This is a genomic window from Streptomyces sp. NPDC079167 (genome assembly GCF_040686735.1).
Lineage (GTDB): Bacteria > Actinomycetota > Actinomycetes > Streptomycetales > Streptomycetaceae > Streptomyces.
In genome coordinates, this window is sequence record NZ_JBFBLO010000003.1 from 399,214 (window position 1) to 422,089 (window position 22,876).

The 22,876-nt window shown below is 71.0% G+C and carries 19 protein-coding genes, 1 tRNA gene and 1 other RNA gene; 11 read left to right on the plus strand and 10 right to left on the minus strand.

Annotated features, from left to right (window positions below; genetic code table 11):
- Positions 1-18: 18 nt before the first annotated feature.
- Positions 19-768: an IclR family transcriptional regulator C-terminal domain-containing protein gene (locus AB0P41_RS09460; protein WP_365931120.1), complete on the plus strand. Its 750-nt coding sequence runs from the start codon at positions 19-21 to the stop codon at positions 766-768.
- Positions 769-786: 18 nt separating this feature from the next.
- Here the strand turns inward: AB0P41_RS09460 and AB0P41_RS09465 are convergent, their stop codons facing one another.
- Positions 787-1,359 (minus strand): helix-turn-helix domain-containing protein, encoded by a 573-nt coding sequence (locus tag AB0P41_RS09465; protein WP_365931122.1) that lies wholly within the window; start codon positions 1,357-1,359, stop codon positions 787-789.
- 166 nt (positions 1,360-1,525) lie between these two features.
- Positions 1,526-2,587 (minus strand): hypothetical protein, encoded by a 1,062-nt coding sequence (locus tag AB0P41_RS09470; RefSeq protein WP_365931123.1) that lies wholly within the window; start codon positions 2,585-2,587, stop codon positions 1,526-1,528.
- A gap of 260 nt (positions 2,588-2,847) precedes the next feature.
- Between AB0P41_RS09470 and AB0P41_RS09475 the strand changes: the two genes are divergently transcribed.
- The 3 genes from AB0P41_RS09475 to AB0P41_RS09485 all read left to right on the plus strand — a co-directional run bounded on the left by AB0P41_RS09475 (position 2,848) and on the right by AB0P41_RS09485 (position 4,421).
- Positions 2,848-3,462 (plus strand): glyoxalase, encoded by a 615-nt coding sequence (locus tag AB0P41_RS09475; RefSeq protein ID WP_356708837.1) that lies wholly within the window; start codon positions 2,848-2,850, stop codon positions 3,460-3,462.
- 82 nt (positions 3,463-3,544) lie between these two features.
- Complete coding sequence (locus AB0P41_RS09480) at positions 3,545-4,000, plus strand: helix-turn-helix transcriptional regulator (RefSeq protein ID WP_365931125.1); 456 nt, start codon at positions 3,545-3,547, stop codon at positions 3,998-4,000.
- A gap of 10 nt (positions 4,001-4,010) precedes the next feature.
- Positions 4,011-4,421: a VOC family protein gene (locus AB0P41_RS09485; protein ID WP_356708833.1), complete on the plus strand. Its 411-nt coding sequence runs from the start codon at positions 4,011-4,013 to the stop codon at positions 4,419-4,421.
- Between the two features lie 33 nt (positions 4,422-4,454).
- Here AB0P41_RS09485 and AB0P41_RS09490 read toward each other — a convergent pair whose 3' ends face one another.
- Positions 4,455-5,099 (minus strand): dihydrofolate reductase family protein, encoded by a 645-nt coding sequence (locus AB0P41_RS09490; RefSeq protein WP_365931127.1) that lies wholly within the window; start codon positions 5,097-5,099, stop codon positions 4,455-4,457.
- Positions 5,100-5,605: 506 nt separating this feature from the next.
- On the opposite strand from AB0P41_RS09490, the gene uppS reads away from it, so the two are divergent.
- From uppS to AB0P41_RS09505, 3 genes are all read left to right on the plus strand, one after another.
- Positions 5,606-6,295 carry a polyprenyl diphosphate synthase gene (gene uppS / locus AB0P41_RS09495; protein WP_365931201.1) on the plus strand — a complete coding sequence of 230 codons (690 nt, stop codon included), beginning with the start codon at positions 5,606-5,608 and terminating at the stop codon, positions 6,293-6,295.
- Positions 6,296-6,387: 92 nt separating this feature from the next.
- The gene (locus AB0P41_RS09500; protein WP_356709423.1) at positions 6,388-7,806 is read left to right on the plus strand and encodes an oxygenase MpaB family protein; all 1,419 of its coding nucleotides are present in this window, start codon (positions 6,388-6,390) and stop codon (positions 7,804-7,806) included.
- A gap of 546 nt (positions 7,807-8,352) precedes the next feature.
- Positions 8,353-9,177 (plus strand): hypothetical protein, encoded by an 825-nt coding sequence (locus tag AB0P41_RS09505; RefSeq protein WP_365931129.1) that lies wholly within the window; start codon positions 8,353-8,355, stop codon positions 9,175-9,177.
- Positions 9,178-9,423: 246 nt separating this feature from the next.
- Here AB0P41_RS09505 and AB0P41_RS09510 read toward each other — a convergent pair whose 3' ends face one another.
- The 7 genes from AB0P41_RS09510 to AB0P41_RS09540 all read right to left on the minus strand — a co-directional run bounded on the left by AB0P41_RS09510 (position 9,424) and on the right by AB0P41_RS09540 (position 16,703).
- Positions 9,424-13,389, minus strand: coding sequence for a hypothetical protein (locus tag AB0P41_RS09510; protein WP_365931130.1), 3,966 nt, complete (start codon positions 13,387-13,389; stop codon positions 9,424-9,426).
- A gap of 428 nt (positions 13,390-13,817) precedes the next feature.
- Positions 13,818-14,240, minus strand: coding sequence for a PIN domain nuclease (locus tag AB0P41_RS09515; RefSeq protein ID WP_356714898.1), 423 nt, complete (start codon positions 14,238-14,240; stop codon positions 13,818-13,820).
- Complete coding sequence (locus AB0P41_RS09520) at positions 14,237-14,452, minus strand: type II toxin-antitoxin system VapB family antitoxin (RefSeq protein WP_356714896.1); 216 nt, start codon at positions 14,450-14,452, stop codon at positions 14,237-14,239. Before AB0P41_RS09520 ends, AB0P41_RS09515 begins: the two co-directional genes overlap by 4 nt.
- 286 nt (positions 14,453-14,738) lie before the next feature.
- The gene (locus tag AB0P41_RS09525; RefSeq protein WP_365931132.1) at positions 14,739-15,164 is read right to left on the minus strand and encodes a PIN domain-containing protein; all 426 of its coding nucleotides are present in this window, start codon (positions 15,162-15,164) and stop codon (positions 14,739-14,741) included.
- Complete coding sequence (locus AB0P41_RS09530) at positions 15,161-15,439, minus strand: CopG family transcriptional regulator (protein ID WP_173314244.1); 279 nt, start codon at positions 15,437-15,439, stop codon at positions 15,161-15,163. Before AB0P41_RS09530 ends, AB0P41_RS09525 begins: the two co-directional genes overlap by 4 nt.
- A gap of 67 nt (positions 15,440-15,506) precedes the next feature.
- Positions 15,507-16,412 carry a phosphorothioated DNA-binding restriction endonuclease gene (locus tag AB0P41_RS09535; protein ID WP_365931134.1) on the minus strand — a complete coding sequence of 302 codons (906 nt, stop codon included), beginning with the start codon at positions 16,410-16,412 and terminating at the stop codon, positions 15,507-15,509.
- A gap of 203 nt (positions 16,413-16,615) precedes the next feature.
- Positions 16,616-16,703: transfer RNA gene (locus AB0P41_RS09540), tRNA-Ser, on the minus strand.
- A 143-nt stretch (positions 16,704-16,846) separates the two neighbouring features.
- Here AB0P41_RS09540 and ffs point away from each other — a divergent pair.
- The 4 genes from ffs to AB0P41_RS09560 all read left to right on the plus strand — a co-directional run bounded on the left by ffs (position 16,847) and on the right by AB0P41_RS09560 (position 22,709).
- Positions 16,847-16,943, plus strand: an RNA gene (gene ffs, locus AB0P41_RS09545) — signal recognition particle sRNA small type.
- Between the two features lie 77 nt (positions 16,944-17,020).
- Positions 17,021-19,255 carry a DNA polymerase III subunit gamma and tau gene (locus AB0P41_RS09550; RefSeq protein ID WP_365931136.1) on the plus strand — a complete coding sequence of 745 codons (2,235 nt, stop codon included), beginning with the start codon at positions 17,021-17,023 and terminating at the stop codon, positions 19,253-19,255.
- Between the two features lie 187 nt (positions 19,256-19,442).
- The gene (gene purD / locus AB0P41_RS09555) at positions 19,443-20,696 is read left to right on the plus strand and encodes a phosphoribosylamine--glycine ligase (RefSeq protein WP_356714883.1); all 1,254 of its coding nucleotides are present in this window, start codon (positions 19,443-19,445) and stop codon (positions 20,694-20,696) included.
- A 300-nt stretch (positions 20,697-20,996) separates the two neighbouring features.
- Entirely contained in the window at positions 20,997-22,709 is a 1,713-nt protein-coding gene (locus AB0P41_RS09560) for a hypothetical protein (protein ID WP_365931138.1), read from the plus strand.
- The last annotated feature ends 167 nt before the right edge of the window (positions 22,710-22,876 follow it).

Consider the following 22,876-nt stretch of genomic DNA (forward strand, 5'->3'; position numbering starts at 1 on the left):
CGGGTCCAAGCTTGGGGGATGGGTGACCGAGCGGGCCACACACAGATCCCTTCTGTCCAGCGCGCGTTCCGCTTGATGGAAGCCGTGGCGGCACACGACGGCGGGGCGCCCGCGAACGAGCTGGCGCGGCGGGCGGAGCTCGCCCCGGACACCGCCCTGGAGCTGCTGCGGGACCTCACGCGGGACGGCTACCTCCGCAGGCTCGACGACGGTTCCTTCGTCCTGGGCGACATGCCCCACGGTGACCACTTCGCCCACGGTCTGGCCGGCCTCGTCCGCCCCGCCCTCGCCTCGTTGCGGGACGACCTGTCGGCCGCCGCCTATCTCACCTTCTACGAGGACGGTGAGATCAGGATCGCCGAGATCGTCGACAGCCCGCAGACCCCCAGGGTCGACCTCTGGGTGGGCTTCCAGGATGCCGGGCACGCCACGGCGCTCGGCAAGTGCGTCCTGCGTGAACTGGACGACGAGGCCCGGGTCGAATACCTCACGCGGCACACGCTCGCCGACCTCACCCCCCGCACCGTCACGCACCGGGAGGAGCTGATCCGGCAGCTCGAGTCGTCGCGTCCCGCACCGGCGGTGATGGACCGGGAGGAGTACGACCTCGGCACGGTGTGCATCGCGGTACCGGTGTACGGCGGCGGCACGGTCGGCTCGCTCGGCGTCTCCTTCCGGGCGGACCGGATGTACCGCACCAGTCGGGTCCGCCAGAGCCTGCTGGCGTCGGCGGACCGGGTGAGCCGGGACGTCACCTTCGGCGCCTGATCCACCGCTGCGGCTCTCCTACGAGCCGTGTCCGCCCGCCGCCACGGCCTTGAACTCGTCCAGCAGCTCCCGCATCACCGGTGCCATGGCGCGGTCCTCGGACGCCGCGATCCACCGCTCGAAGCCGACTCTGAACACGGCGATCCCCGCCTCGGCGGTCAGGCTCGCGGCCGGTTCCGGGACGCCGCGTGCGCGCAGGGCCTCGGCGAGCGCCGCCGACAGCGAGGCGAGCTTGATCAGTTCACGCTCCTGGAGTTCCGCGTTCGCCGCGATCACGGCCTGCCGCTTCCGCGCCTGCTCGCGGCGGTCGTCGAAGACCTCCGAGAACGTGTCGAGGACCACCGGCAGCACGTCGATCGGCGCGGTGGACTCCGGAACGCCGGCGACCACCTCGACCAGCATGTCGCGCAGCTCGGAACCGCCGAACAGCACCTCGCGCTTGTCGGCGTAGTGCCTGAAGTAGGTCCGCTCCGTGAGGCCGGCCCGCTTGGCGATCTCCGCCACGGTGGTCTGCTCGAAGCCTCGCTCGCTGTAGAGCTCCAACGCCGCTTCCGCCAGGCGCCCGCGCGCGTTCGGCTCCCATCTGCCCATGAGCCGATCCTACGTGATGGCAGTGACTGCCGTCGGCTGTTCCGGCGCCGCCGGGCTCATCCCCGGGCGGGTTGCGACCGAGCGGTACGTGCCCGCGATCGACGGCTCGCCGTCGTCCACCGCGTCCTCCGGCACCCCGCCCCCGCCGGGATGCCGGAGGCCGTCCCTAGGAGGCGGACCCGGCCGGCCCGCGCCGGCGTACGACGAAGACGGCACCGGCGCCCAGGGCGACGGCGGCCGCACCGAGAGCGGCGGTGGTCGCTACCGTGCCCGACGAGCCGGTCTCCGCGAGCTTGCCGCTGACCGGTATCTCGCCGAGTTCGCCCTGGGGTGCGGGCTTGTTCCCGCCGTGCGCACCGGCGGGAACCCCGGCCCCGGCCTCGTCCACCGCGCCGGGCTTGCCCTCGGAGTCCTCCACCGCGCCGGGCTCACTGCCGGGAGCGAGGACCGTGAAGTCGAACTGGCTGATGTCGTCGAACCCGCACTGGCCGTCCTCGCCGTACGAGTGGCCGATGGTGAAGAAGTAGCCGTCCCCCGCCTTGGCGCTCGCACCGACCTTGATACGCATCCTGGCGTCCGCGTACTCGCCGGGACCGAGGGTCTTCACGGTGGCGAACTCGTCGTTGTCGAGGACACCGGCGCCCTCGCCCTCGATGGGCTTCCACGTGTCGGTGGCCGGATTGAACCACTCGACCGTGACCGCCAGTTCGGCGATGTCGTCGAGGTCCGGGTCGGCGGTACCGAGGTAGAGGGAGACGTCGGTCTCCATGACCTTGGTGGTGGACACGTTGGTCACGCGGTACGTGAAGTCGTGCCAGCCGGACCCGGCGACGATCTTGCTCGGGAGCCCCCGCAGCGACGTCTTGCCGCGCTCCTCGTCGGGGATGCCGGAGCAGAAGGCGGGGCGCGTGTACGTCGGCGACGGCTCGGCGGTGCCCGGCTTGGCCGACTCCGTGGCGGCGGTCGGATCCGCCACCGTGCCTGTGGCCGGCTTCTCGTCGGCACTCGTCTCGCCGGCACTCGTCTCGCCGGCACCCGTACCGACGGTGGCGGTGGCGGTGGGGGTGGCGGTGGTGGGGGACGGTTCCGGGACCGTCGTAAGAGAGGACGACACGGAGGGGGACGGGTCTTCCCCGGCCGCGTACGCGCCCTGAGCCGTGAAAAGGGCTACAGGGCCGATGACAGCCGTGACGGCTGCGGTTGCCAGGACGCGGTGGAACTGTTTCATGAGACCCCTTTGTCGGAACGCGGCTCACCGTGGCCTTCGCGGGAGGACGGGTGGCCGTGCGGGTGTACAAGAAGGGGATCGGTGGCACCGCCGAAAAGTTGCGCGACGGACGGAGCCGCCCCCTGTGATCTTCCCCACGGCTGGTGCGAAACCGGAGGAGGGGAGCCGTCCAAGCCCCGAAACCGGGCCCCGGCCGGCCTCCGACCGGACCGGTCAGGAATCGAGAAGCGCGCGGCGCGGAGCGGCCATAGCTTCGTTGCATGGCTTCCATCGCATCCGTCACCCTCGAGGTGGCCGACCCCACCGCCGCCGAACACTTCTACTCCGCCGCCTTCGGTCTCGGCCCCGAGCTGCGCCTGCGGTCCTCCGAGGCGCCGACGGCCGGCTTCCGCGGCTTCACGCTGTCCCTCACGGTCTCCCAGCCGTCCACCGTCGACAGTCTGGTCGGCTCCGCACTCGACGCCGGCGCCTCGGCGGTGAAGCCGGCCACGAAGTCGCTCTGGGGCTACGGCGGCGTCGTACGGGCCCCCGACGGGACGCTCTGGAAGATCGCCACCTCCGCGAAGAAGGACAAGGGCCCGGCCACCCGGCAGATCGACCGCTTCGTGCTGCTGCTGGGAGCCGAGGACGTGCTCGCGAGCAAGCGGTTCTACGTCGGCCACGGCCTCACCGTGGGGAAGAGCTTCGGCCGCAAGTACGTCGAGTTCGACACCCCCACGAGCCCCGTCACGCTGGCGCTCTACGGGCGCCGGGCCCTGGCGAAGGACGCCGGGGTGACGCCGGACGGCACCGGATCGCACCGGATCGCGCTGGGCAGTGACATCGGCCCCTTCACCGACCCGGACGGCTTCGAGTGGGAGAAGGAGACCCACTGAGTCATGCCCAACGCCTCTGCCCGTCCCCCCGTTGCGCCGAACGCGATGCGCGGCTCCGGCCGGGCGTGGCACGATCGCGGACGTGACGAACAGACCCACCGAGGCGCAGTACCTGCGTGACCTGGCACTGCTGCGCCGCGTCCGCGACCGGATGGACCGGGAGTACGCGCAGCCGCTGGACGTCGAGGCGCTCGCCCGGGGCGTGAACATGTCGGCCGGGCACCTCAGCCGTCAGTTCCGGCGGGCGTACGGCGAATCGCCGTACGGCTATCTGATGACGCGGCGCATCGAGCGGGCGATGGCGCTGCTGCGTCGGGGGGACCTCAGCGTCACCGAGGTCTGCTTCGAGGTCGGCTGCTCGTCGCTGGGCACCTTCAGCACGCGCTTCACGGAACTGGTCGGCATGCCGCCCAGCGTCTACCGGCGCCAGGCGGAGAGCGACGCGGCGGGAGTGCCGCCGTGCGTGGCCAAGCAGGTGACCAGACCGATCAGGAACCGGTCAGGAATCGAGAAGCCCGCGCCCCCGGGCCCCCGCTAGCGTGACCGCCATGGACATCACCATTCGTACGAGCGTCCTCCCGCACGACGACCCGGACGCAGCCCTGGCCTTCTACCGCGACACCCTCGGTTTCGAGGTGCGCAGCGACGTCGGGACCGGCACGATGCGCTGGATCACCGTCGGCCCCGTCGGCCGGCCCGACACGTCCGTCCTGCTGGCACCGCCGGCCGCCGACCCGGGTATCACCGAGGACGAGCGCCGCACCGTCGTCGAGATGATGGCCAAGGGCACCTACGGCTGGATCCTCCTGGCCACCGAGGACCTCGACGCCACCTTCGAGAAGCTGCAGGCCGGCGACGCCGAGGTCATCCAGGAGCCGACCGAGCAGCCGTACGGCGTCCGCGACTGCGCCTTCCGCGACCCTGCGGGCAACCAGATCCGCATCCAGGAAGTGCGCTGATTCCCGGCTGCCCGCAGCGGTGACCGCCTCGTGTCACCTCCGCCAGAAGAGGTGGTGCGTCACGCCGCTCGGGCTGGGGACGACCTCGAGGTGGTACCGGTCGACCAGCTCGTCGGGCGACTCCCAGAGGCGTACCCCGGCACCGATCTTCACCGGGGCGACGACCACGTGCAGGGTGTCGACGAGGCCGGCGTCGAGGAACTGCCTGACGGTGGTGGCCCCGCCACCGAGCCGGACGTCCTGGCCCCGCGCGGCCTCCCGCGCCTGTTCGAGGACGTGGGCGGGGTCGCCGTCGACGAAGTGGAACGTGGTGTCGGAGAGGGTGAACGAGGGCCGCGCGTGGTGGGTCATGACGAACACCGGGGTGTGGAAGGGGGGTTCGTCACCCCACCAGCCACGCCACTCCTCGTTCTCCCAGGGCCCGCGCTGAGGCCCGAACTTGTTGCGGCCCATGATCTCGGCACCGATGCCGTGCGCGAAGTCCCGGGTGAAGTAGTCGTCGAGGCCCCGAGTGCCCCCGGGGTCCATGCGATTGGGCCAGCTCGCCGTGGCGCCGGCCCAGGACATCAGGGCCCCGGGATCGGCGTCGCCGAACGGCTTTTCGAGGCTCTGGTGCTCACCGGCACCGAATCCGTCGCTCGAGACGGTGAAGTTCTGGACCCGCAGCAGCTGTCCCACGTGCTTCCTCCTGAGTCGGATGTCAGTGATGAGACCGCACGCACCGGGAGAACTCATCGGCTGACGTGCCACCGGGTGCGTGAGAGGCACCGTAACCGCAGGGGACGGGGAGGCGCCGTGACACCCGCGCGTGCAGGGCATCGACGCGCCCTCCGACTGACGTGCTACGGGTGAACAAGCGGGCATCGCGATACGCCGGGGGCCGGGCACCGGCACTCTGCTGAGTGTGGATGAGCGGGGGGACGCGCAGGCCGGTGGCCCGCTGCCTCCGCCCTCCGGGACGGCATGACGGTCCCGGCGAAGTCCGGCGGACGCGAGTCGAAGGGGGCGCTTCAGTGACGTTCGGTGCAGCAGGGCCACCACCCGGCGGAGCGCATGGCGCGGGCAGGCCGGCCGAGGACGCCGGTGTGCGGCCGGCCTCCGCCGTGCCGGCCGTTCCGGTACAGCCGTGCGGCCCGCCGGGCGAGGAAGGCCGGCGCCCGGTGCCTCGCCATGTGGCGTGCGTGATGGACGGGAACGGCCGCTGGGCGCAGCAGCGCTCCCTGCCGCGCACGTCCGGGCACAGGGCGGCCGAGGCGACGGTGATCGACGTCATCGAGGCGGCGCGCTCGGCGGGCGTCGAATGGCTCAGCCTCTACGCCTTCTCCACCGAGAACTGGCGGCGCCCGGGCGAGGAGATCGACTTCCTCATGCGCCTGGTACGCCGCGTGGTGCGCAAGCACGCGCTGCTGCTGCACGCGCGCGGCATCCGGTGCCGGGTCCTGGGAGCCGAGGATCCGCGGATTCCCGCCCCTCTGGCCCAGGACTTCGCCGACCTGGCGACACTCACCGAGGGCAACCGGGGCATGACGCTGACCGTGGCGTTCGACCACGGCGGGCGCCAGGACATCGTCGCCGCGGCGCGGTCACTCATCCGCGCCGGGGTGCCCGCCGACGCCGTCGACCAGGCCCGCTTCGCCGCGCATCTGCCTGTCCCCGACATGCCGGACGTGGACCTTGTCATCCGTACCTCCGGCGAACAGCGCATCTCCAACTTCATGCTCTGGCAGGTGGCCTACGCCGAGTGGGTCTTCCCTCCGGTGCTCTGGCCCGACTTCCGTGCGCCGCACCTTCTGGAGTGCCTGCACGAATACCGGCGACGCGACCGCCGCTTCGGGGGCGTGGCGCCGCAAGCGAATGGAGGACCTGAACGGTGAACGACACGGACAGCAGCCGCTTCACGCCATCCGGCGCCGGGGGACCGTACGAGCGCCCGGGCCGGGAGGCCGACGGATCACCGGACGACTCCCTGTTCGGCCCCGGATCGCAGTTCCACCGCTTCTTCAACGATCCCCGCTGGGCACTGGCCGTCGTCAGAGCCACGGTGCTGGAAGCCGCCCACCCGCAGATCGGCGCGGCACTGGCCGACAACTCGTCCTTCGTGGTGCACCCGTGGCGACGGCTGCGCAACACCCTCGTGAGCCTGCAGCGCATGTTCGGAGCCGACGAACACACCAGGCAGCGGGAGGCGGCGCGGCTCAACCGCCTGCACACACGGCTGAGCGGTACGGACGCCAGGAACCAGCCCTACGACGCGATGGACCCCGAGGTGCGGGCGTGGGTGGTCGCGACGCTCTTCGAGAGCTCCGTCACCATGTGCCGGCTGAGCGGACAGCCCCTGGACCAGGACACGATGGAACGGCTCTACGCCGAGTTCCAGGCGTTCCTGGCGGCCCTGGGGGACGAGGCGGGCCACCTTCCGCCCACGCTGCCCGAGTTCTGGCAGTACTACGACCGGATGGTCGCGGAGGAGCTGCAGAACACGGAGGCGCTGCGCATCATCCTCTACAGGCTCTTCGAACATCTGCCGGCACCACCGCTGTTCGCGGGACTGCCCACGCTGTGGGCGACCGGTCGGGCGCTGGCGGGGCCGGTCATCGGCACCATCACCGTGGCGTCCCTCCCCGAGGTCTTCCGCCGACGGGCGGGACTGCCGGAGGTCCCCGGCGCGCAGACCCTCATGCAGAGCGCGTACATGGCCGCCCGTCTGGCCCGCGCGCTGCCCGACAACTGGGTCCAGACGGAGAACGTCGTGAGCCTGCTCAACCTGTCGCCCGACAGCGACGGCCCCTGGGCCGAGACGCTCACCACGCTGCGCACCCGGACGAAACGTGCCGGCGCGCTGTTCCGGCTGATCACACCGGTGCCGGCCCAACCGGGCGCCCCGCAGGGCCCGGGCGGGGACGAGAACCGGCGCGATGCCCGCGAGTTCTTCAGCGAGGTACTGGACCAGACCGGGGACGGCATCCTGGACTGGCCCGATCTCGCCGCCATGGCGAGGGAGCTCTGCTCCCGTCTCGACCTGGACGAGCCGGAGGAGACCCGCCTGTACGACGCGTTCGCCGCCTGGTGGAGGGAGCTCCAGGCGGCCCTGGACAGCGACGGGGACGGCCGGGTGAGCGAGGAGGAGTACACGGCCGCGTCCCCGTCCCTGGCAGGACCGGCGCTGATCAGGGTCGCCGAGGTCCTTTTCGACGTCACGGACGCGGACGGCGATCAGTTCGTCGACGCGGAGGAGTACCGGGCCCTGTTCAGGAGAGGCTTCGGGCGAACAGTCGTGGACGCCGAGGGACGCTACTCCCGGAGCGCGTTCGTGCGGGACTTCCTCTCCTTCATGTCGGGCCGCCAACGCTCGACGCCGTACGATCCGCTGCTCTCGGACGCGTAGGACCCACGTCGAAGGCCCCCGCAGCACGCTGCGGGGGCCTTCGGCGTACGGCCTGGTGGGGGCAATCCAAATGTTCGCCCGCGGGCCCGGGGAAGACGGTTCCGGACGTAGCGATTGAGACCAGGACTGAGACCACGGAACTGAGCCTCCTTGCCGGGTCATTGGACCGATTTTCGACCGGTCACGGGTCTGCGGTGATCAGATCGGCGGTCCTCGGCTCGCACAGGTCTTCTCACTGACAGTGCGGCGTTTTGCGGATCTCCCCAGGGCATAGGGACATGCGAAGGGGCTGCGCCCCGAGATGCTCTGGAGGGGAATTACATGTCGAAAACTGAGCTCTGGGCGCTCGTCTTCGCTGCTTGGACGATGTCGTTATGGGCCCTGACCATGACGGCTACGTCACAGCGTCGAGGTAACAGGACGCTCTTGGAACGGATGTGCTGGGCACGCGGACGGGCACATGCAAGACGGCGCCGCGCTCATCTGGTGCGTCAGGTCCGCGACAGCTCCTTGGCGACTCGCCCAGACCGTCCGACGCTGGACTACTTGCAGCGCGAAGATGTCCTGTACCAGGCGTCAAGGAGGGCACTCGCCCTCAAGATGATCGTTCCCATCGCAACATCGGTCTCAGCGGGTGGCGCCCTCGCAAAAGCCATCGAACGCACAACCTGGCACGTCTGGCGAGACGTCCTCGTTGTGGGGGCCCTGGTGGCACCTATGTTGGTCACTGCTGTGATCGCCTCGCTTGTCACGAACCAAGGTATGCAACGGTGGACGACCGAGGCCGTAACGGTCACGGTACGGAGGGCCTACGAAGCACTCCTGAAGCCTCTGGAAGTGGAGGGGCAGGAACCACCGAAGGCATCGCCCTTCAACGCCCCACACGTTGCGGCAGTCCGAGCGTTGGAAGACTTCGCCATCGCGCTGGAGAGGTATGCCGTGCAGCGCGCGCTTCCTGACGGCCGCAACCCCATGCCCCAGGTCGTCGCCCGGTTCGCCACAGCTGCTGCCCTCGTGCGCGAGCTTCGGGACGGGGTTGAGCTTGATCGGATCGACGGTGCGAAGCGTGCCCTGCTCGAAGTGGAGCGAATCCTGAAAGTGCTGGCCAGTGGCCGGCTGCAGGATCTCGCATCTGGGGGCGAATCCGCCGATGGGCTGTTGCACAGTCACCGCGAGCGCAGAGCCTGGCGGCAGCAAGTGCTGCGGGGATCTGCGTTCACCTTGTGTCTCGCCGGCATCGTCTTTGCCCTGGCTTCGTCAGCCGTGGGCGTGGCCCTGGCCGCGGCCGCCGCGGCGGGGCTAGTGGTCACCTGGGACAAGATCCTTCGTCTCTCCACCAGCTCGGACGCGAGTAGGGGAGCAAGTACCTGACCGCTGATGGCCGACGCGGATCGGGAGCCCGCCTGAGCGCCCACTTCGCCTGTCACTCGGCGCGGTGAACGCCCTGGGAAGGGCAAGCAGCAGCACCGGGAGCACTGGACAGAGACCTACGATTCGGGGGTGCCCCTTGGTGGACGTAGCGGCTGGCCGTCGGCCGTCTTGATACCAGCCTGTGCCAGCTGCTCTCGATCACGGCGAGAGGCGGGGGCGGGGCGAGCCCCGCCCCCGACCTGGTGGTCAGCTGCTGTAGTACCCGGCCAGGTCGGCGATGACCTGGACCGAACCGGTGTGGTTGGCGAAGGTGACCCGTCCGTCAACCACCGGAACCACGACCATGTTGGAAATGGTCTGCCCCGCAACGAAGTTGAGGTTCGAGACCCTGGGCTCCGGCTGACCGTGCGGGTGCACCGTCAGATATCCCCCGGCCGAAGGCGCCGTGACCGTCACGTTGAGCACCACTGCCGTGACCCCGGAGGAGGGGACGCCGGCCGTACCGGTGACCGGGAGGCTGACCAGACCGTCCGGGGCGACGGCTCCGGACCGGGCACCCAGTCCGTTGCGTGTGTCCAGTAGCCGCAGCGGGCCCGCCGGGGTGAAGGTCGAACCGGTGGCGGAGAAGTACCCCGTGACATCGGCGAGGAGGTCGACGGAGCCCGCACTGTTGCGCAGGTTCACCGAACCGTTCACTACCGGGACGACGACCATGTTGGGGATCGTCCGGCCGGTGGCGAAGTTGATGTTGGATACGGCCGGCAGCGACTGGCCGTCGGGGTACACGGTGATGTAGCCCCCGGTGGTGGGCCGGACGGCGGTGACGTTCATGACGACGGCGGTGACCCCGGTGGCGGGGATGCCGTGCGTCCCGGCGACCTTGAGCTTGAGGGTTCCGCCCGCGCCGACCCGTGCCTTGGGGGCGCCGGTGCCGTTGCGGGTGTCCAGGAAGCGCGTCGGAGAGACCGGCGTAAAGGCTGAACCTGAACTCCCCTCCGAGTAGTAGCCCGTGACGTCGGCGAGGAGGTCGACGGAGCCCGCACTGTTGCGCAGGTTCACCGATCCGTTCCGTACGGGAACCGTCACCAGGTTGGCGATGGTCTGCGGCGCCGTGTAGTTGACGCTGGAGACGGTCGGCAGCGGCTGACCGTCGGGGTACACGTCGACGTGGCCGTTGCCGGTGGGCCGGACGGCGGTGACGTTCATGACGACGGCGGTGACCCCGGTGGCGGGGATGCCGTGCGTCCCGGCGACCTTGAGCTTGACGGTTCCGCCCGCGCCGACCCGTGCCTTGGGGGCGCCGGTGCCGTTGCGGGTGTCCAGGAAGCGCGTCGGCGAGACCGGGACGAGGCGGTTGTGGGTCGCCGCCGGTGCGGCGGTGACGGTGTAGGCGCCCGGCAGGTAGCCAGGGGACGGGGTGCCGGATGTGTACCCGACGTTGCCGATCACCAGGTCGTACGCGCCCGGAGGGAGGTTGTACGTACCGAGCCGCACGGTGAGCGTGGTGCCATCGGCGTTGACGGAGACGGGCTCGGCAGTGCGGGAGTCGTCGTCGGACCGGAGTACCACCCGGGTGCCGAGGGTCAGGTTCGTGCCGTGCAGCACAACCTGGTTGGACGTCCCGGCAGGTCCGCTCGTCGGGCTCAGCGAGGTGACGTCGGCCGACTTCGGCTGAGTGGTGCAGCCGCTCTCGCAGACACCCTGCATGGAGTACTCGACGGGAGTGTCCGCCTGGTACGGGCTCACCAGCATCAGGTAGTCGCCCGCGGGGGCGCTGGAGGTGGTGAGGCAGGAGTAGCGGAAGTCACCGGCGTTGTCCCCGAAGCACTGGTAGGCGTAGTCGGTGCTCGTGCCGGCGAAGCGGGTGGTGCTCAGCAGGCTCACCCACGGGGTGCCCGTGCTGCTGCTCTGGGTGCCGTACACGTGGAAGCGCTGCGACGGCTGCATGGGGATCACGGCGCAGTACGCGGTCGCGGACTCGGTGAACGTGCCGCTCCGCACGGAAAAGCCCTGCGGGGAGACCTTGTTCGCCGTGCACTGCGGGGCCCAGCCCGAGGCCGTGCCGACGCGCCAGGTGTCGACGTGTGCGGAAATGGGGGTCTCGTCGTACCCCGAGGCCAGGACGATGACGACGTACGAGGTCGAGCCGGTGACGCGGCAGGAGACGCCCCCCTGCCGGCACACGCTCGTGCCCGAGGCGTCGACCACCTTCAGCACCACGCCCGTGTTCCGGGCGGCCGTCGGGGTCCGCGCGGACATCCAGAGCTTGTCCGTGGCCGCCGCCGTGACACGCAGACACCGGCTGTCCAGTGCGGAGTCGAGGGTGAAGGACGTGGAGGCTCCACCGACGGTGAGCGAGGCCGGAGCGGCACACTTCGCCGTCGAAGAGATGTCCCGGCGGACCAGCTTGTACGTGTCCGAGGCGCCGGTGCCCGTCAGCAGGGCCGTGTAGCCGACACCGGCCGTGAACCGGCAGGTGGTCGTGGAGCCGCCGACGGTGCTGCACAGCTCGTTGCCGGCACCGTCAAACACCCGCAACGCGGCGTTGACCCTGTTGCTGTTGTTCGTGTAGTCGAACATCTCGGCGGTGGAGTGCTGGCCGGCGGCGATGCCCAGACACACGGCCTGGGTCGTGCTGGTGAGCGGAACCGACACCCCCCAGGTGCCGTCGAACGCCGACTGCGGCCAGGCCGTGCAGCCCGCGGTCTTCCCGGTGTCCTGGACGGCGAGTTGGTACGCACCTGCGGCGGAGCCCGAGAGCACCGCGTGGAACGGGGCGGTCCCGGTCAGCTTGCAGACCACCGGGGAGTCGTCGTTGCCGCACTGCGCGATGCCCTTGGCGTCGAACACCCGGTAGCTCGGGTGGACCCCGCCGTCCGGTGTCCGGTCGATCAGGTAGAGGCCGTGGCCGGTGGCCGTCGGGAGGGACAGACACTGCTGCTCGCCCGGTCCGCCGAAAGCGCCCTTCACCGAGCCGGAGGCGAAGCCGTCGTCGCGTACAGCGGTGCAGCCCTGCGTCAGGTTCGTCGCGTACAGCCGGACCCCGAAGGCGGCCGGGTCGCTGCTGCGCCCGTCGCGCGCCCAGGTGTAATCACCTGCGGTCAGGGTGCAGGGGGCGAGCAGCGTGGGGGTGCAGCGGGATGTGCCGTCGGCGGCGTAGAGGCTCCCGGAGACGCTGTCGCCGACGGTGTCGAAGAGATAGGGCCCGGAGGCGGGTACATGCAGGACGCGGCAGCGTGCGGTGGACGTGGCGTCCGGGACCGCGCCGTAGGCCAGCGGCTGGACGGTGGGGCAGCCGGCGGGAGCGGAGAGGCGGGCCGCCGTGAGGCTGTAGTCCATGCTCGCCGCGTACGACTGGTTCGTCAGCACACGGAACGGTGCTTTGCCCTTGAGGGTGCAGTCGAAGTCCGTGGCGTTGTCCTCACGGGTCGTGCAGACCTCCGTGCCGGTGGCGTCGTAGACGGTCCCGGTCACCTGCCACGCGGACAGGTGGCTGCGCAGAACGTCCCCGGCGGCGGACGGCAGGCCGAAGCAGTGGCCGGCGGACCCGGCTGTAAGCGTGTCGGCGAGGGACTTCGGCGCCCCGAGGGCGGTGTGGTCCTCGGAGACCGCGGTGCAGGAAGTACCGGACAGCAGAGCCGTGTACGACACCGAGAAGCCACTCGGCGAGGCCCAGGCCTGCACGGTGTACGTACCTGCCTGACCCGTCGGACACCGTACGGCCCCGTACGCGCCGTCGGGCCGGTCGCAGGTGACCGTCGAACCGTCCGGTGCGGTGAGCGTCGGGTACTGGGGCTGGTCGTCGGTGGAGACGACCTGGAGGAACACCAGGTCGTCCGGGTTCGGCAGGGCGAAGGTGAAGCTCGCGCCGCCCTCGGGCCCGGCGGAGCAGGTGTAGACCGTTCCCGACTCGATCGCCCCGGAGCAGGTGTCGGCCGCGTCGCTACGGCCGATCTCGCGCGCGGCGGTGGCGTGCAGCGGCTCGGGAGCCGCGTTCTTCTCCGTGGACTTCGGCGACTTCGGTGTCGCGGGCCCGGAGGCCGTGGCCGTGGCCGTGGTCTTCGGGGACGGCACGGCCGCGGCGGAAGCCGTGGCCATGCCGGTCTGCGCGGCGAGCAAGGCCAGGACGGCGACGATCAGCGCGAGAAGCGAAGCTGCCCCCCTGGACGCGTCTCGTCTTCGGCGATGTTCCCTGATGGACAGTTGAAGCATGCGTTCCCCCCTGGAAAGCGCAGGCCCCGTCCCTGTGGTGCTCACGAGGGCTCTTGGGGCGAGTGGATTCTAACGAGGAGCAAGGACGGATGTTCGAATTGTGCTGTGGCGCGGATCACGCTTTCCCGACTGCTGTATTCGCGCCCTCGGTCCAGGTTGTACAGGCAGCACCGCCACGCCGCGGACGGACGGAAACGCGGCCCTGACCGAACCCGTGAAGGGCCCCGCGAGCTACTTCCCCTCGATCGAGAAGTAGGACGGCCGACCGATCGCGGAGTGGAAGGACTTCATCCGTGCCTCGCCAAGTGAAGTTCGGCCGTTCGGCAGCAGTCGCGGGTGTCCGGACCTGTGGCTGAGCCGGTGATTACGGGCTCGGTGCACTGCGGTGAAACCTGCGAATGAGACCGGAACTGAGACCAGGCACTCGTTCACTTACCGGACACCGGGCCGTACCACTGCATAGCTTGACCGGTGATCGCGGCGATGCATTCGAAGTCGTGGTCACGATGCAGGAGGGTCAGTCCCTGGAGTTCCGCTGTGGCGGCGACGACGAGGTCAACAGCTCCCGCACTGCGGTGCTGACCGCGTTGGGTCAGCAGCTCCTGAACCTGCCAGGCGCGGTCGTACGCGCGGTCATCGACGGGCACCCAGCCGAACAGCAGCCGGATGTCCTCGATGCCGCGCGCGCGGTCTGCGGAGGAGCGGGCGCTGTAGAAGAACTCCAGCTCGGTGACGGGGCAGGTCGCGATGAGCCCTGCCGTGGCGGCCTGATCCCATCCGTACTGTTCGGCGTCGTCGCGGAAGAACCGGGCGAGCGCGCTGGTGTCGATCAGGAACTGTGCCGCGCTCACCGCCGATAGTCCGTCTTGTCCTCGAAGACATCTAGATCGAACGCGCCCTTGCCCGCTGCAGCCCGCAGCCGAGTGAGAGCGAGAGCCCGTCGGCGGTTGTCGAGCACCTCGCGCAGGGCAGTGTTGACCGTCTCCTTCTTGGTGCCGGTCCCCAGCGCCTGAGCCACGTCGGCCAGCAGCTCGTCGTCGAGATCGATCACTGTGCGACTCATAGGGCACCTCCGGATATATCAGCTGGTACCTCAAGTATATCTCTGGATGCATCAAGGCGTCTCCCTGCCTGACAGTGCCGACAGGCGTCGGTGAAGATCACAAATGCCTCTTCTCTGGTGCAGACGAGGGTCTTGTCGGCGGTTGAGCATGGTGATGCAGGGAGTTGGAGTGCGTCACGCCGTGGAGGAGACAGTCCGCGCGTGCGTCGCCTGCCCCCTCGTGCCCAGCGCGCTGCCGCGCCCTCGCGGGCCTCGATGGCAATAGAGAACTGAGGCCGAAGGCCGGTCATACCTTCTTGACGACGATCGACTCCGGAACCAACCTCTCCAGGTCGTCCACATCCGAGGTGAAGACGGTGACCTGCCCCTTCTGCTGGCGCGCGATGACGGCGAGTATCGCGTCGATCGCGTACTTGTGGCCGTGCAGATTGGCATCCGCCAGCAGGCGGCGGGCCTGGCGGGCCTCGTCCTTCCCGATGTCAGCGACTTCGAGCCGGGAGAGTACCCAGTCCCAGCGCTGCTCCGTGGTTCTGCCGTCGTACGCCTCGACCAGCGACATCGGAGACGTGACGACCTCGGCTTCACCCCGGGCTGCGAGGTCGAGCCACGCGATCATCTTCCGGTCGCCGCGTACGGCCAGGGACAGGGCTTCGCAGTCGAGTACGAAGACGCGCAGCGGTCGCTGCCCTGGTTCGCCGGACCGCTTCCTCACGCGGCTTCTCCGGCGCCGTGCGTTCCGGTGGCGCGCCGGCGCTCATGCTCGGCGTCGAGGCCCTCCAACTCCTCGAACGCTGTGGTGCGCTCTTCCTCGGTGAGCGGACCGTGTTCCTCCTGCAGCCAGTCCGACAGCTCCCGCAGCCGGTCCCGGTCGCGCTTGAAGCGCAGCGCCTCGGCGACGTACGCCGACATCCCCCGTTCTGCCGCCTCCGCACGGATCTCGTCCAGGAGATCCTCGGGAATCGTCACCGTTACCTTCTTCGTCGCCATACAAGCGACCATACTCATGGTATCGCGCTCCTTACCAGTGCAATTCTCGTGACCGCCAGGTCGTCGGTCAGGCGGTCGTGGCGGGACGTGGGCTGCCGTGGAAGACCTGGCTGGTGTGCCAGGAACGGTGGGCGGCGGCGATGGGGCGGACGCCCGGCTGGGGGCCGATGAGCGGACGGCCGGCGAGCGTGATGACGTGCTCGCGGGCGGCGGTGCTGTGGCCGACGAAGCTCTGCGAGACCAGGATGCGGTGGCCCTTGCCATGGCCTTCGCCGAGACCGAGTGCGCCTTTGTCGAACAGCTTGTGGTGCAGCGAGCACAGGCACAGCCCGTTCTCGACGTCGTCCGGTCCGTCGAACGCCCACCAGCGCACATGGGCGGCCTCAAGCCCGACCGGCATCGCGCCGATCCTGCCGTCGTACCCGCAGAAGGCGCACTGGTACTCGTACGCCGTCAGGACCATCTCCCGCATCCGCCGGTCCCGCTGCCTGCGCGCGGCCGAGAGCAGTGCGGTCTCGGCCTCCTCCAGCTCCAGGCCGACGGCTTCGCACAGCTCGCCGTGGAGGGAGGGCGGGAAGTTCAGATCGAGCAGCACCCGTGTCATCCGGCCGAGAAGAGACGGCTCCCGCCGCAGCGCCGCCCTCAGCTCCGGCGTCAGCCGCCCAGCGGCGCCGGTTGCGCGCAGTTCCCTGACCCCGGTCCCGGGGCTGCCCGGCCCGCGCTCGGTGCGCACCTCCCACACGCCGTCACTCACCAAGTGATGGAAGGGATAAGCGGGCGTCGTCCGGTTACCAGGACCGTATTCGGCGAGCAGTCCCCGCAGGTCCTCCTCCACGGCGCTGTACCGCAGCTCGTCATCGGCGTCCTGCTGGAACCGGCTGAGCGCGTACAGGAACAGCAACGGCTTGTGCGGAGCCCGCGTCCCGCTCCTCGTCCACTGCCTCAACTGTGCGGTGCGCTCGACCCAGTCCATGGTCGGCGATCGTAGTGGCGGCTCGTCGCAGCGCTTGGTCGTGGGGCATCGCCGCAGTGGCCGGCCGAAACACCGAACCACGACGCGGATCCCGGCTACCCGGGCATGACGCCGTGGATGCGGGAGAGGCACTGAGGCCATCAACGTCGAAGGCCCCCGCAGCGAGCTGCGGGGGCCTTCGACGTATTGCCCGGTGAGAGCAATGGCGGAGGATACGAGATTCGAACTCGTGAGGGGTTGCCCCCAACACGCTTTCCAAGCGTGCGCCCTAGGCCACTAGGCGAATCCTCCGCGGCAAACAATACAAGACGTTGGAGGGTGCTCGCGAACACGTTCCCCGGAGATCGTTCCGGACCGTCCTCCGGAGGTCCGTCCGGAGGGGTGGGGTCGGGGAGCGGGTGGACGGCGGGGGGTCGGGATCGGTTAAGGTGGGCGTCAGCCCCTCACGTGGCGCTATCTGACTGAACTCCCCCAGGGCCGGAAGGCAGCAAGGGTAGGTTGGCTCTGGCGGGTGCGTGGGGGGCCCTTGTGTGTCCGGGTGTGTGATGTCCGCCGGGTGCTCGGTCAGGCGGGACCGGTTGTCAGTCCGTCCCCTTAACCTCGTATGTGTGTCGTCCCTTGCGCTGTACCGCCGCTATCGCCCCGAGTCCTTCGCCGAGGTCATCGGTCAGGAGCATGTCACTGACCCGTTGCAGCAGGCCCTGAGGAACAACCGGGTCAATCACGCGTACCTGTTCAGCGGGCCGCGTGGCTGCGGAAAGACGACCAGCGCGCGCATCCTGGCCCGCTGTCTGAACTGCGAGCAGGGGCCTACGCCGACTCCCTGCGGGGAGTGCCAGTCCTGCCGGGACCTCGCGCGCAACGGGCCGGGTTCGATCGATGTCATCGAGATCGACGCCGCATCGCACGGTGGCGTGGACGACGCCCGCGACCTGCGGGAGAAGGCGTTCTTCGGGCCCGCGTCGAGCCGGTACAAGATCTACATCATCGACGAGGCGCACATGGTCACCCCGGCCGGGTTCAACGCCCTGCTGAAGGTGGTCGAGGAGCCGCCGGAGCACCTCAAGTTCATCTTCGCGACCACCGAGCCCGAGAAGGTCATCGGCACGATCAGGTCGCGTACGCACCACTACCCCTTCCGGCTCGTGCCGCCCGGGACGCTGCGCGGCTATCTCGCGGAGGTGTGCGGCAAGGAGAACAGCTCCGTCGAGGACGGTGTGCTGCCGCTCGTGGTGCGGGCCGGCGCGGGATCCGTGCGTGACTCGATGTCCGTCATGGACCAGCTGCTGGCCTCCGCCGCCGACGACGGTGTGACATACGCCATGGCGACCTCGCTCCTCGGCTACACGGACGGGACCCTGCTCGACTCGATCGTGGACGCTTTCGCTGCGGGCGACGGGGCTGCTGCCTTCGAGGTCGTGGACCAGGTGATCGAGGGCGGCAACGACCCCCGGCGCTTCGTCGCGGACCTGCTGGAGCGGCTGCGCGACCTGGTGATCCTGGCCGCCGTGCCGGATGCCGGGGACAAGGGGCTCATCGACGCCCCCGCCGATGTGGTGGAGCGGATGCAGGCCCAGGCGTCCGTCTTCGGCGCCGCCGAGCTGAGCCGCGCCGCCGACCTGGTCAACGAAGGGCTCACCGAGATGCGCGGGGCGACCTCGCCCCGGCTCCAGGTGGAGCTGATCTGCGCCCGGGTGCTGCTGCCCGCCGCCTTCGACGACGAGCGTTCGCTCCAGGCGCGGCTGGACAAGCTGGAGCGCGGCGCGTCCTTCGCCTCGGCCGGGGCCGGCCCGGCCATGGGGTACGTGCCGGGGCCTGAGGCCCATGGGGCCGGTGTCGGGCTGCCCGCAGGAGGTGGCCCTGCCGCGGCCCGCGCGGCTGCCCGGGGCGAGGCTCCGGGGGCCCCCGTCGATGTTCCCCGGGCCGCGCCCGCACCCGTCGAACCGGTCGCTCCTCCGGCGCCCCCGCAGGAAGCCCCTCCGGCCCACCAGCCCCCCGCCCAGCAGCCTCCGGCCCCCGCGCCCGCCGGTCAGCGTCCCGGCGCCTGGCCCGCGGCGGCCGGAGCCGGCAGCGGCGGGGGTGGTGCGGAAGCGGCGCGCCGGCCCGGTGGCTGGCCGACCGCCTCCGCGCCCGGAAGCGGCGTACCGCAGGCGCAGGCCCCGGCGCCCGCCCGGCCGCCCGCGGCACCGGCCCAGGCCCCGGCGGCCCAGGCGCCCGCGTCCGGCGGCGGTCAGGACATGGCGCAGGGCGCGGCCCAGGTGCGGAACATGTGGCCGGACATCCTGGAGGCCGTGAAGAACCGCCGCCGCTTCACCTGGATCCTGCTCAGCCAGAACGCCCAGGTCACCGGCTTCGACGGCGCCACCCTGCAGATCGGCTTCCTCAACGCCGGCGCCCGCGACACCTTCTCGAGCAGCGGCAGCGAAGAGGTGCTCAAGCAGGCCCTCGCCGAGCAGTTCAACGCCAAGTGGAAGGTCGACGCGGTCGTCGACCCGTCGGGCGGTGGCGGCCAGTCCCCGCAGAGCGGTGGCGGCGGCAGGCCTCCGGCCGCCCCGTATCAGCCGCCGCCCGCGCCGCCGGCTCCGTCGTACGAGTCCCGGCCGGCCGCACCCGTCCAGCAGGCCCCCCCGCCAACCGCCCAGCAGCCCCCGGCGCAGCAGCAAGGGCGCCCCGAGCAGTCCTCCTACGACCGCACGGCCCCCGAGCCGCCGCGGTCGGTCGCGCCCGAGGACGACACCGCCGAGGCGGACGATCCCGACCTGGTCGACTCGGCGCTCTCCGGGCACGACCTGATCGTCCGCGAGCTGGGTGCCACGGTCGTCGAGGAGTTCACCAACGAGTAAGGGCGCCCCCCACGGCCCGGCCCCCACGGCCCGGTGCCCCCATGGCCCGCCCCCCACGGTCCGGTGCCCCCACGGCCCGGCGCGCACCTCACGGGCGGGCCCGGTCCGCACCCCCACTCCGGCCCCGGTCTGTCCACGGAGCGGCGCCCGTCGAGGCGGCCGGTCCCCGGCGGCTAGGCTGCACCCCGTGAAGGTCCTCGTCATCGGCGGCGGCGCCCGCGAACACGCCCTGTGCCGCTCTCTCTCCCTCGACCCCGATGTCACCGCTCTGTACTGCGCCCCCGGCAACGCCGGAATCGCAGAGGTGGCCGAACTGCACCCGGTCGACGCACTCGACGGCGACGCCGTCGCGCGCCTCGCCACCGAGCTGGGCGCCGAGCTGGTGGTCGTCGGTCCGGAGGCACCGCTTGTCGCCGGTGTCGCCGACGCCGTGCGCGCGGCCGGCATCCCCTGCTTCGGCCCCTCGGGCGAGGCTGCCCGGCTGGAGGGCTCCAAGGCGTTCGCCAAGGACGTCATGGCCGGGGCCAACGTCCCGACCGCCCGCAGCTACGTCTGCACCACGCCCGCCGAGATCGACGAGGCACTGGACGCCTTCGGTGCCCCGTACGTCGTGAAGGACGACGGTCTCGCGGCCGGCAAGGGCGTTGTCGTCACGGACGACGTCGAAGCCGCGCGTGCCCACGCCCTGGCCTGCGACCGTGTGGTCATCGAGGAGTTCCTCGACGGCCCCGAGGTCAGCCTCTTCGCGATCACCGACGGCACCACGGTGCTGCCGCTCCAGCCGGCCCAGGACTTCAAGCGGGCCCTGGACGGCGACGAGGGCCCGAACACCGGCGGCATGGGCGCGTACTCCCCGCTCCCGTGGGCCGACCCGAAGCTGGTCGACGAGGTCATGCAGACCGTCCTGCAGCCGACCGTCGACGAGCTGCGCCGCCGCGGTACGCCCTTCTCAGGGCTGCTGTACGCGGGCCTCGCGATCACCTCGCGCGGTGTGCGGGTCATCGAGTTCAACGCCCGCTTCGGCGACCCGGAGACCCAGGTGGTCCTGGCCCGCCTGAAGACGCCGCTCGCGGGGCTCCTGCTCGGCTCGGCCAACGGCACCCTGGACGTCGTACCCGCGCTGAAGTGGCACGACGACGCCGCCGTGACCGTGGTGATCGCCTCGCACAACTACCCGGGTACGCCCCGCACGGGAGACCCGATCGAGGGCCTCGCCGACGTGGTGGCGCAGGATGCGCCGCATGCGTTCGTCCTGCACGCCGGCACCCGGCAGGAAGGCGACGCGGTCGTCAGTGCCGGAGGGCGCGTGCTGTCCGTGACGGCGACCGGCAAGGACCTCACACAGGCACGGGAGCGTGCCTACGCCGCCGTGGGCCGGATTCGGCTCGACGGCTCACAGCACCGCACGGACATCGCCCGTAAGGCCGCCGAAGAGGCCTGAGACCCGTTCGTACCCGTGCCCGGCCCTCCACGGAGGCGCCGGGCACAGGTGTGTGAGGAGCCGCTCCGGCGAGGCCGCCGTATCACCGGACGGCCGGGCGCCGGCACGTCAGCAGCTTTACCCAAAGCCATTCCATCGGGTGACGGCTCGGCCATCCGGATGACGCCCGCCGAGGCCCCAACTAGGGTGCGGCGCAAGCGTTCCGGCACTTGGCCCACCGGCATTGCGATGTCGGTGACGGGTGCCACAGTGGGGGAGTGACCAACACCGTCGCGGGGGCAGAGGGGGTGACGTCCAGTCGTGTCCGGTACCGGTTCGGTTGAGGAGCTGGGTGCGCACGCAGCGCGGGCCAGGGCCGTGGCTCTGCTGCGCATCCGCAGCAGAGCCACGGCCCTGGCGATCCTGCCCGCGGCCGCGGCCGTCGTGCTGCTCGTCGCGGTCGCCCAGGGGCGCATCGGCCCGGGCGTGTGGTCCACGGTCAGCTGGGTGGTGGCGGCCTGTGCCGTCGTGGTCCTGCTGACCGCCGCGGCGGTCGCCGTCGCGGTGGCGCGTGCCAGGCCGGCGGTCAGCCCGACCGTGCCTCTCACCGAGGCGGCGGCCCCCGATCTCTACCGGCTGGTCAGGGACCTGGCCGACCGGCTCGACGTCCCGGCACCGTCGGCCGTAGCGCTGACCCCGGACTGCGACAGCTGGCTGGAGGACCGCACGCACCCCGCCGCGCAGCCGAAGGGACCGGCGGGATCCCGGCGTGGCCGGAGGGTTCCGGCGGCGCCCGTGCTGGTGATCGGCTCCCCGTTCCTGTGGTGGATGAGGGTGGCCGAGCTCCGGGCGGTTCTCGCCCCGGTCGTCGCGGGCACCGGGCCGTCCGCCCACCCCGACATAGCCGCCGCCCGCCGTTTCGTCCGCGGCCTGGACGCCGCGGTGGCGGACGCCGCGGCGCCCGGTCAGGGGCGCGTACGGAGGATTCCCGCGGTCTTCGTGGGGTGGATCGCCAGGGTGCTGCTGCGCGGCTGCCGCGGTCACGCGGCGGAGATGGAGCGCTGCGTCGCCGCCGCGGCGTCGGGCCGCGCCCAGGAGGTGGACTACGGGCTGCGGATCGTCGCCCAGGAACAGGTGGGCCTGGCCTACGCGGGCTGGGACCGGCTGCTGACCCGGGTCGCGCTGCCCGCCTGGCGGATGGGGCGCTGGCCCTCCCGGCTCGACGCCGGAGTCGTCTCCGCGCTCACCGAGCTCTCCCGGCGTGACCGGCTGGCGGAGGGCTTCACCTCCCGGCTGGGGGAGCGCCCCGCCTGTGACCTCATCGAGGAGCCCGGCGCGGCCGACGAGGCGGCCTCGCTGCTGGCCGCCAGGCTCTTCCACGGGGGGCCTGCCGAGCCCGGCCCCGGCTGGTCCCCGGTCGACTGGCAGCAGTATCCGGACGAGGTCGTGGACCGGAAGTGGCGTACGGAGGCAGCCCGCCTGCACCGGGTGCTCGACGCCATGGGAGTGGCCACCAGCGTCTCCGTGGGGGCGCCGGACGCGACGGCCCACGGCTCGGCGGGCCCCACGCTGGCGCGTGTGATCGACCACCTCGCCACACCCGGCGCGGACAGCGAGGCCCTCGCGGCCGGGATCGGCGCCGCGGTCGCCCGCGACGAGGAGAAGTCGGCCCCGTACCCCAGGACCGGCGGCGGCGCCCCGGCGGACGGCACGCAGGCCGGCGCGGACACCGGCTCGCTCGACCTCTGGGGGCCCGTCCCGCTCCCGCTCTTCCCCCTCCAGCCGCCCCGTACGGGCACGGAGCTGCTCGCCGACCACGTCGTGGCGATGGTCTGCTGCGCCGCCGTGGACACGGCGGGGGCCGCGCCCGGACTCGACTGGCTCGACGGCCCCGCGCTGCTGGTCGACGGCGGCCGCAGGTCGGACCTCGGCGCCCCGGTCTCCAGCCTCGTCGAGGACGGGGACGCGGAACCGCTGCTCTCCTGGCTCACGGCGGTAGGGGTGCGCACCGACAAACCCGTACGGCTGGGCTGAGAGGTGCGCCTGAGCCGACGGGGCACCCGAGTTGAACGGACGTCCGTCCACTTAGGTGGCGAAATGCCCGAAGTATCCCACCGATACCCGGAAGATCGGACTTCAGTCCCGTCAATTCGCGACGAACGGTAACGGAGTGCGTGCGTAATGTGATGTGCTGGGGGAGG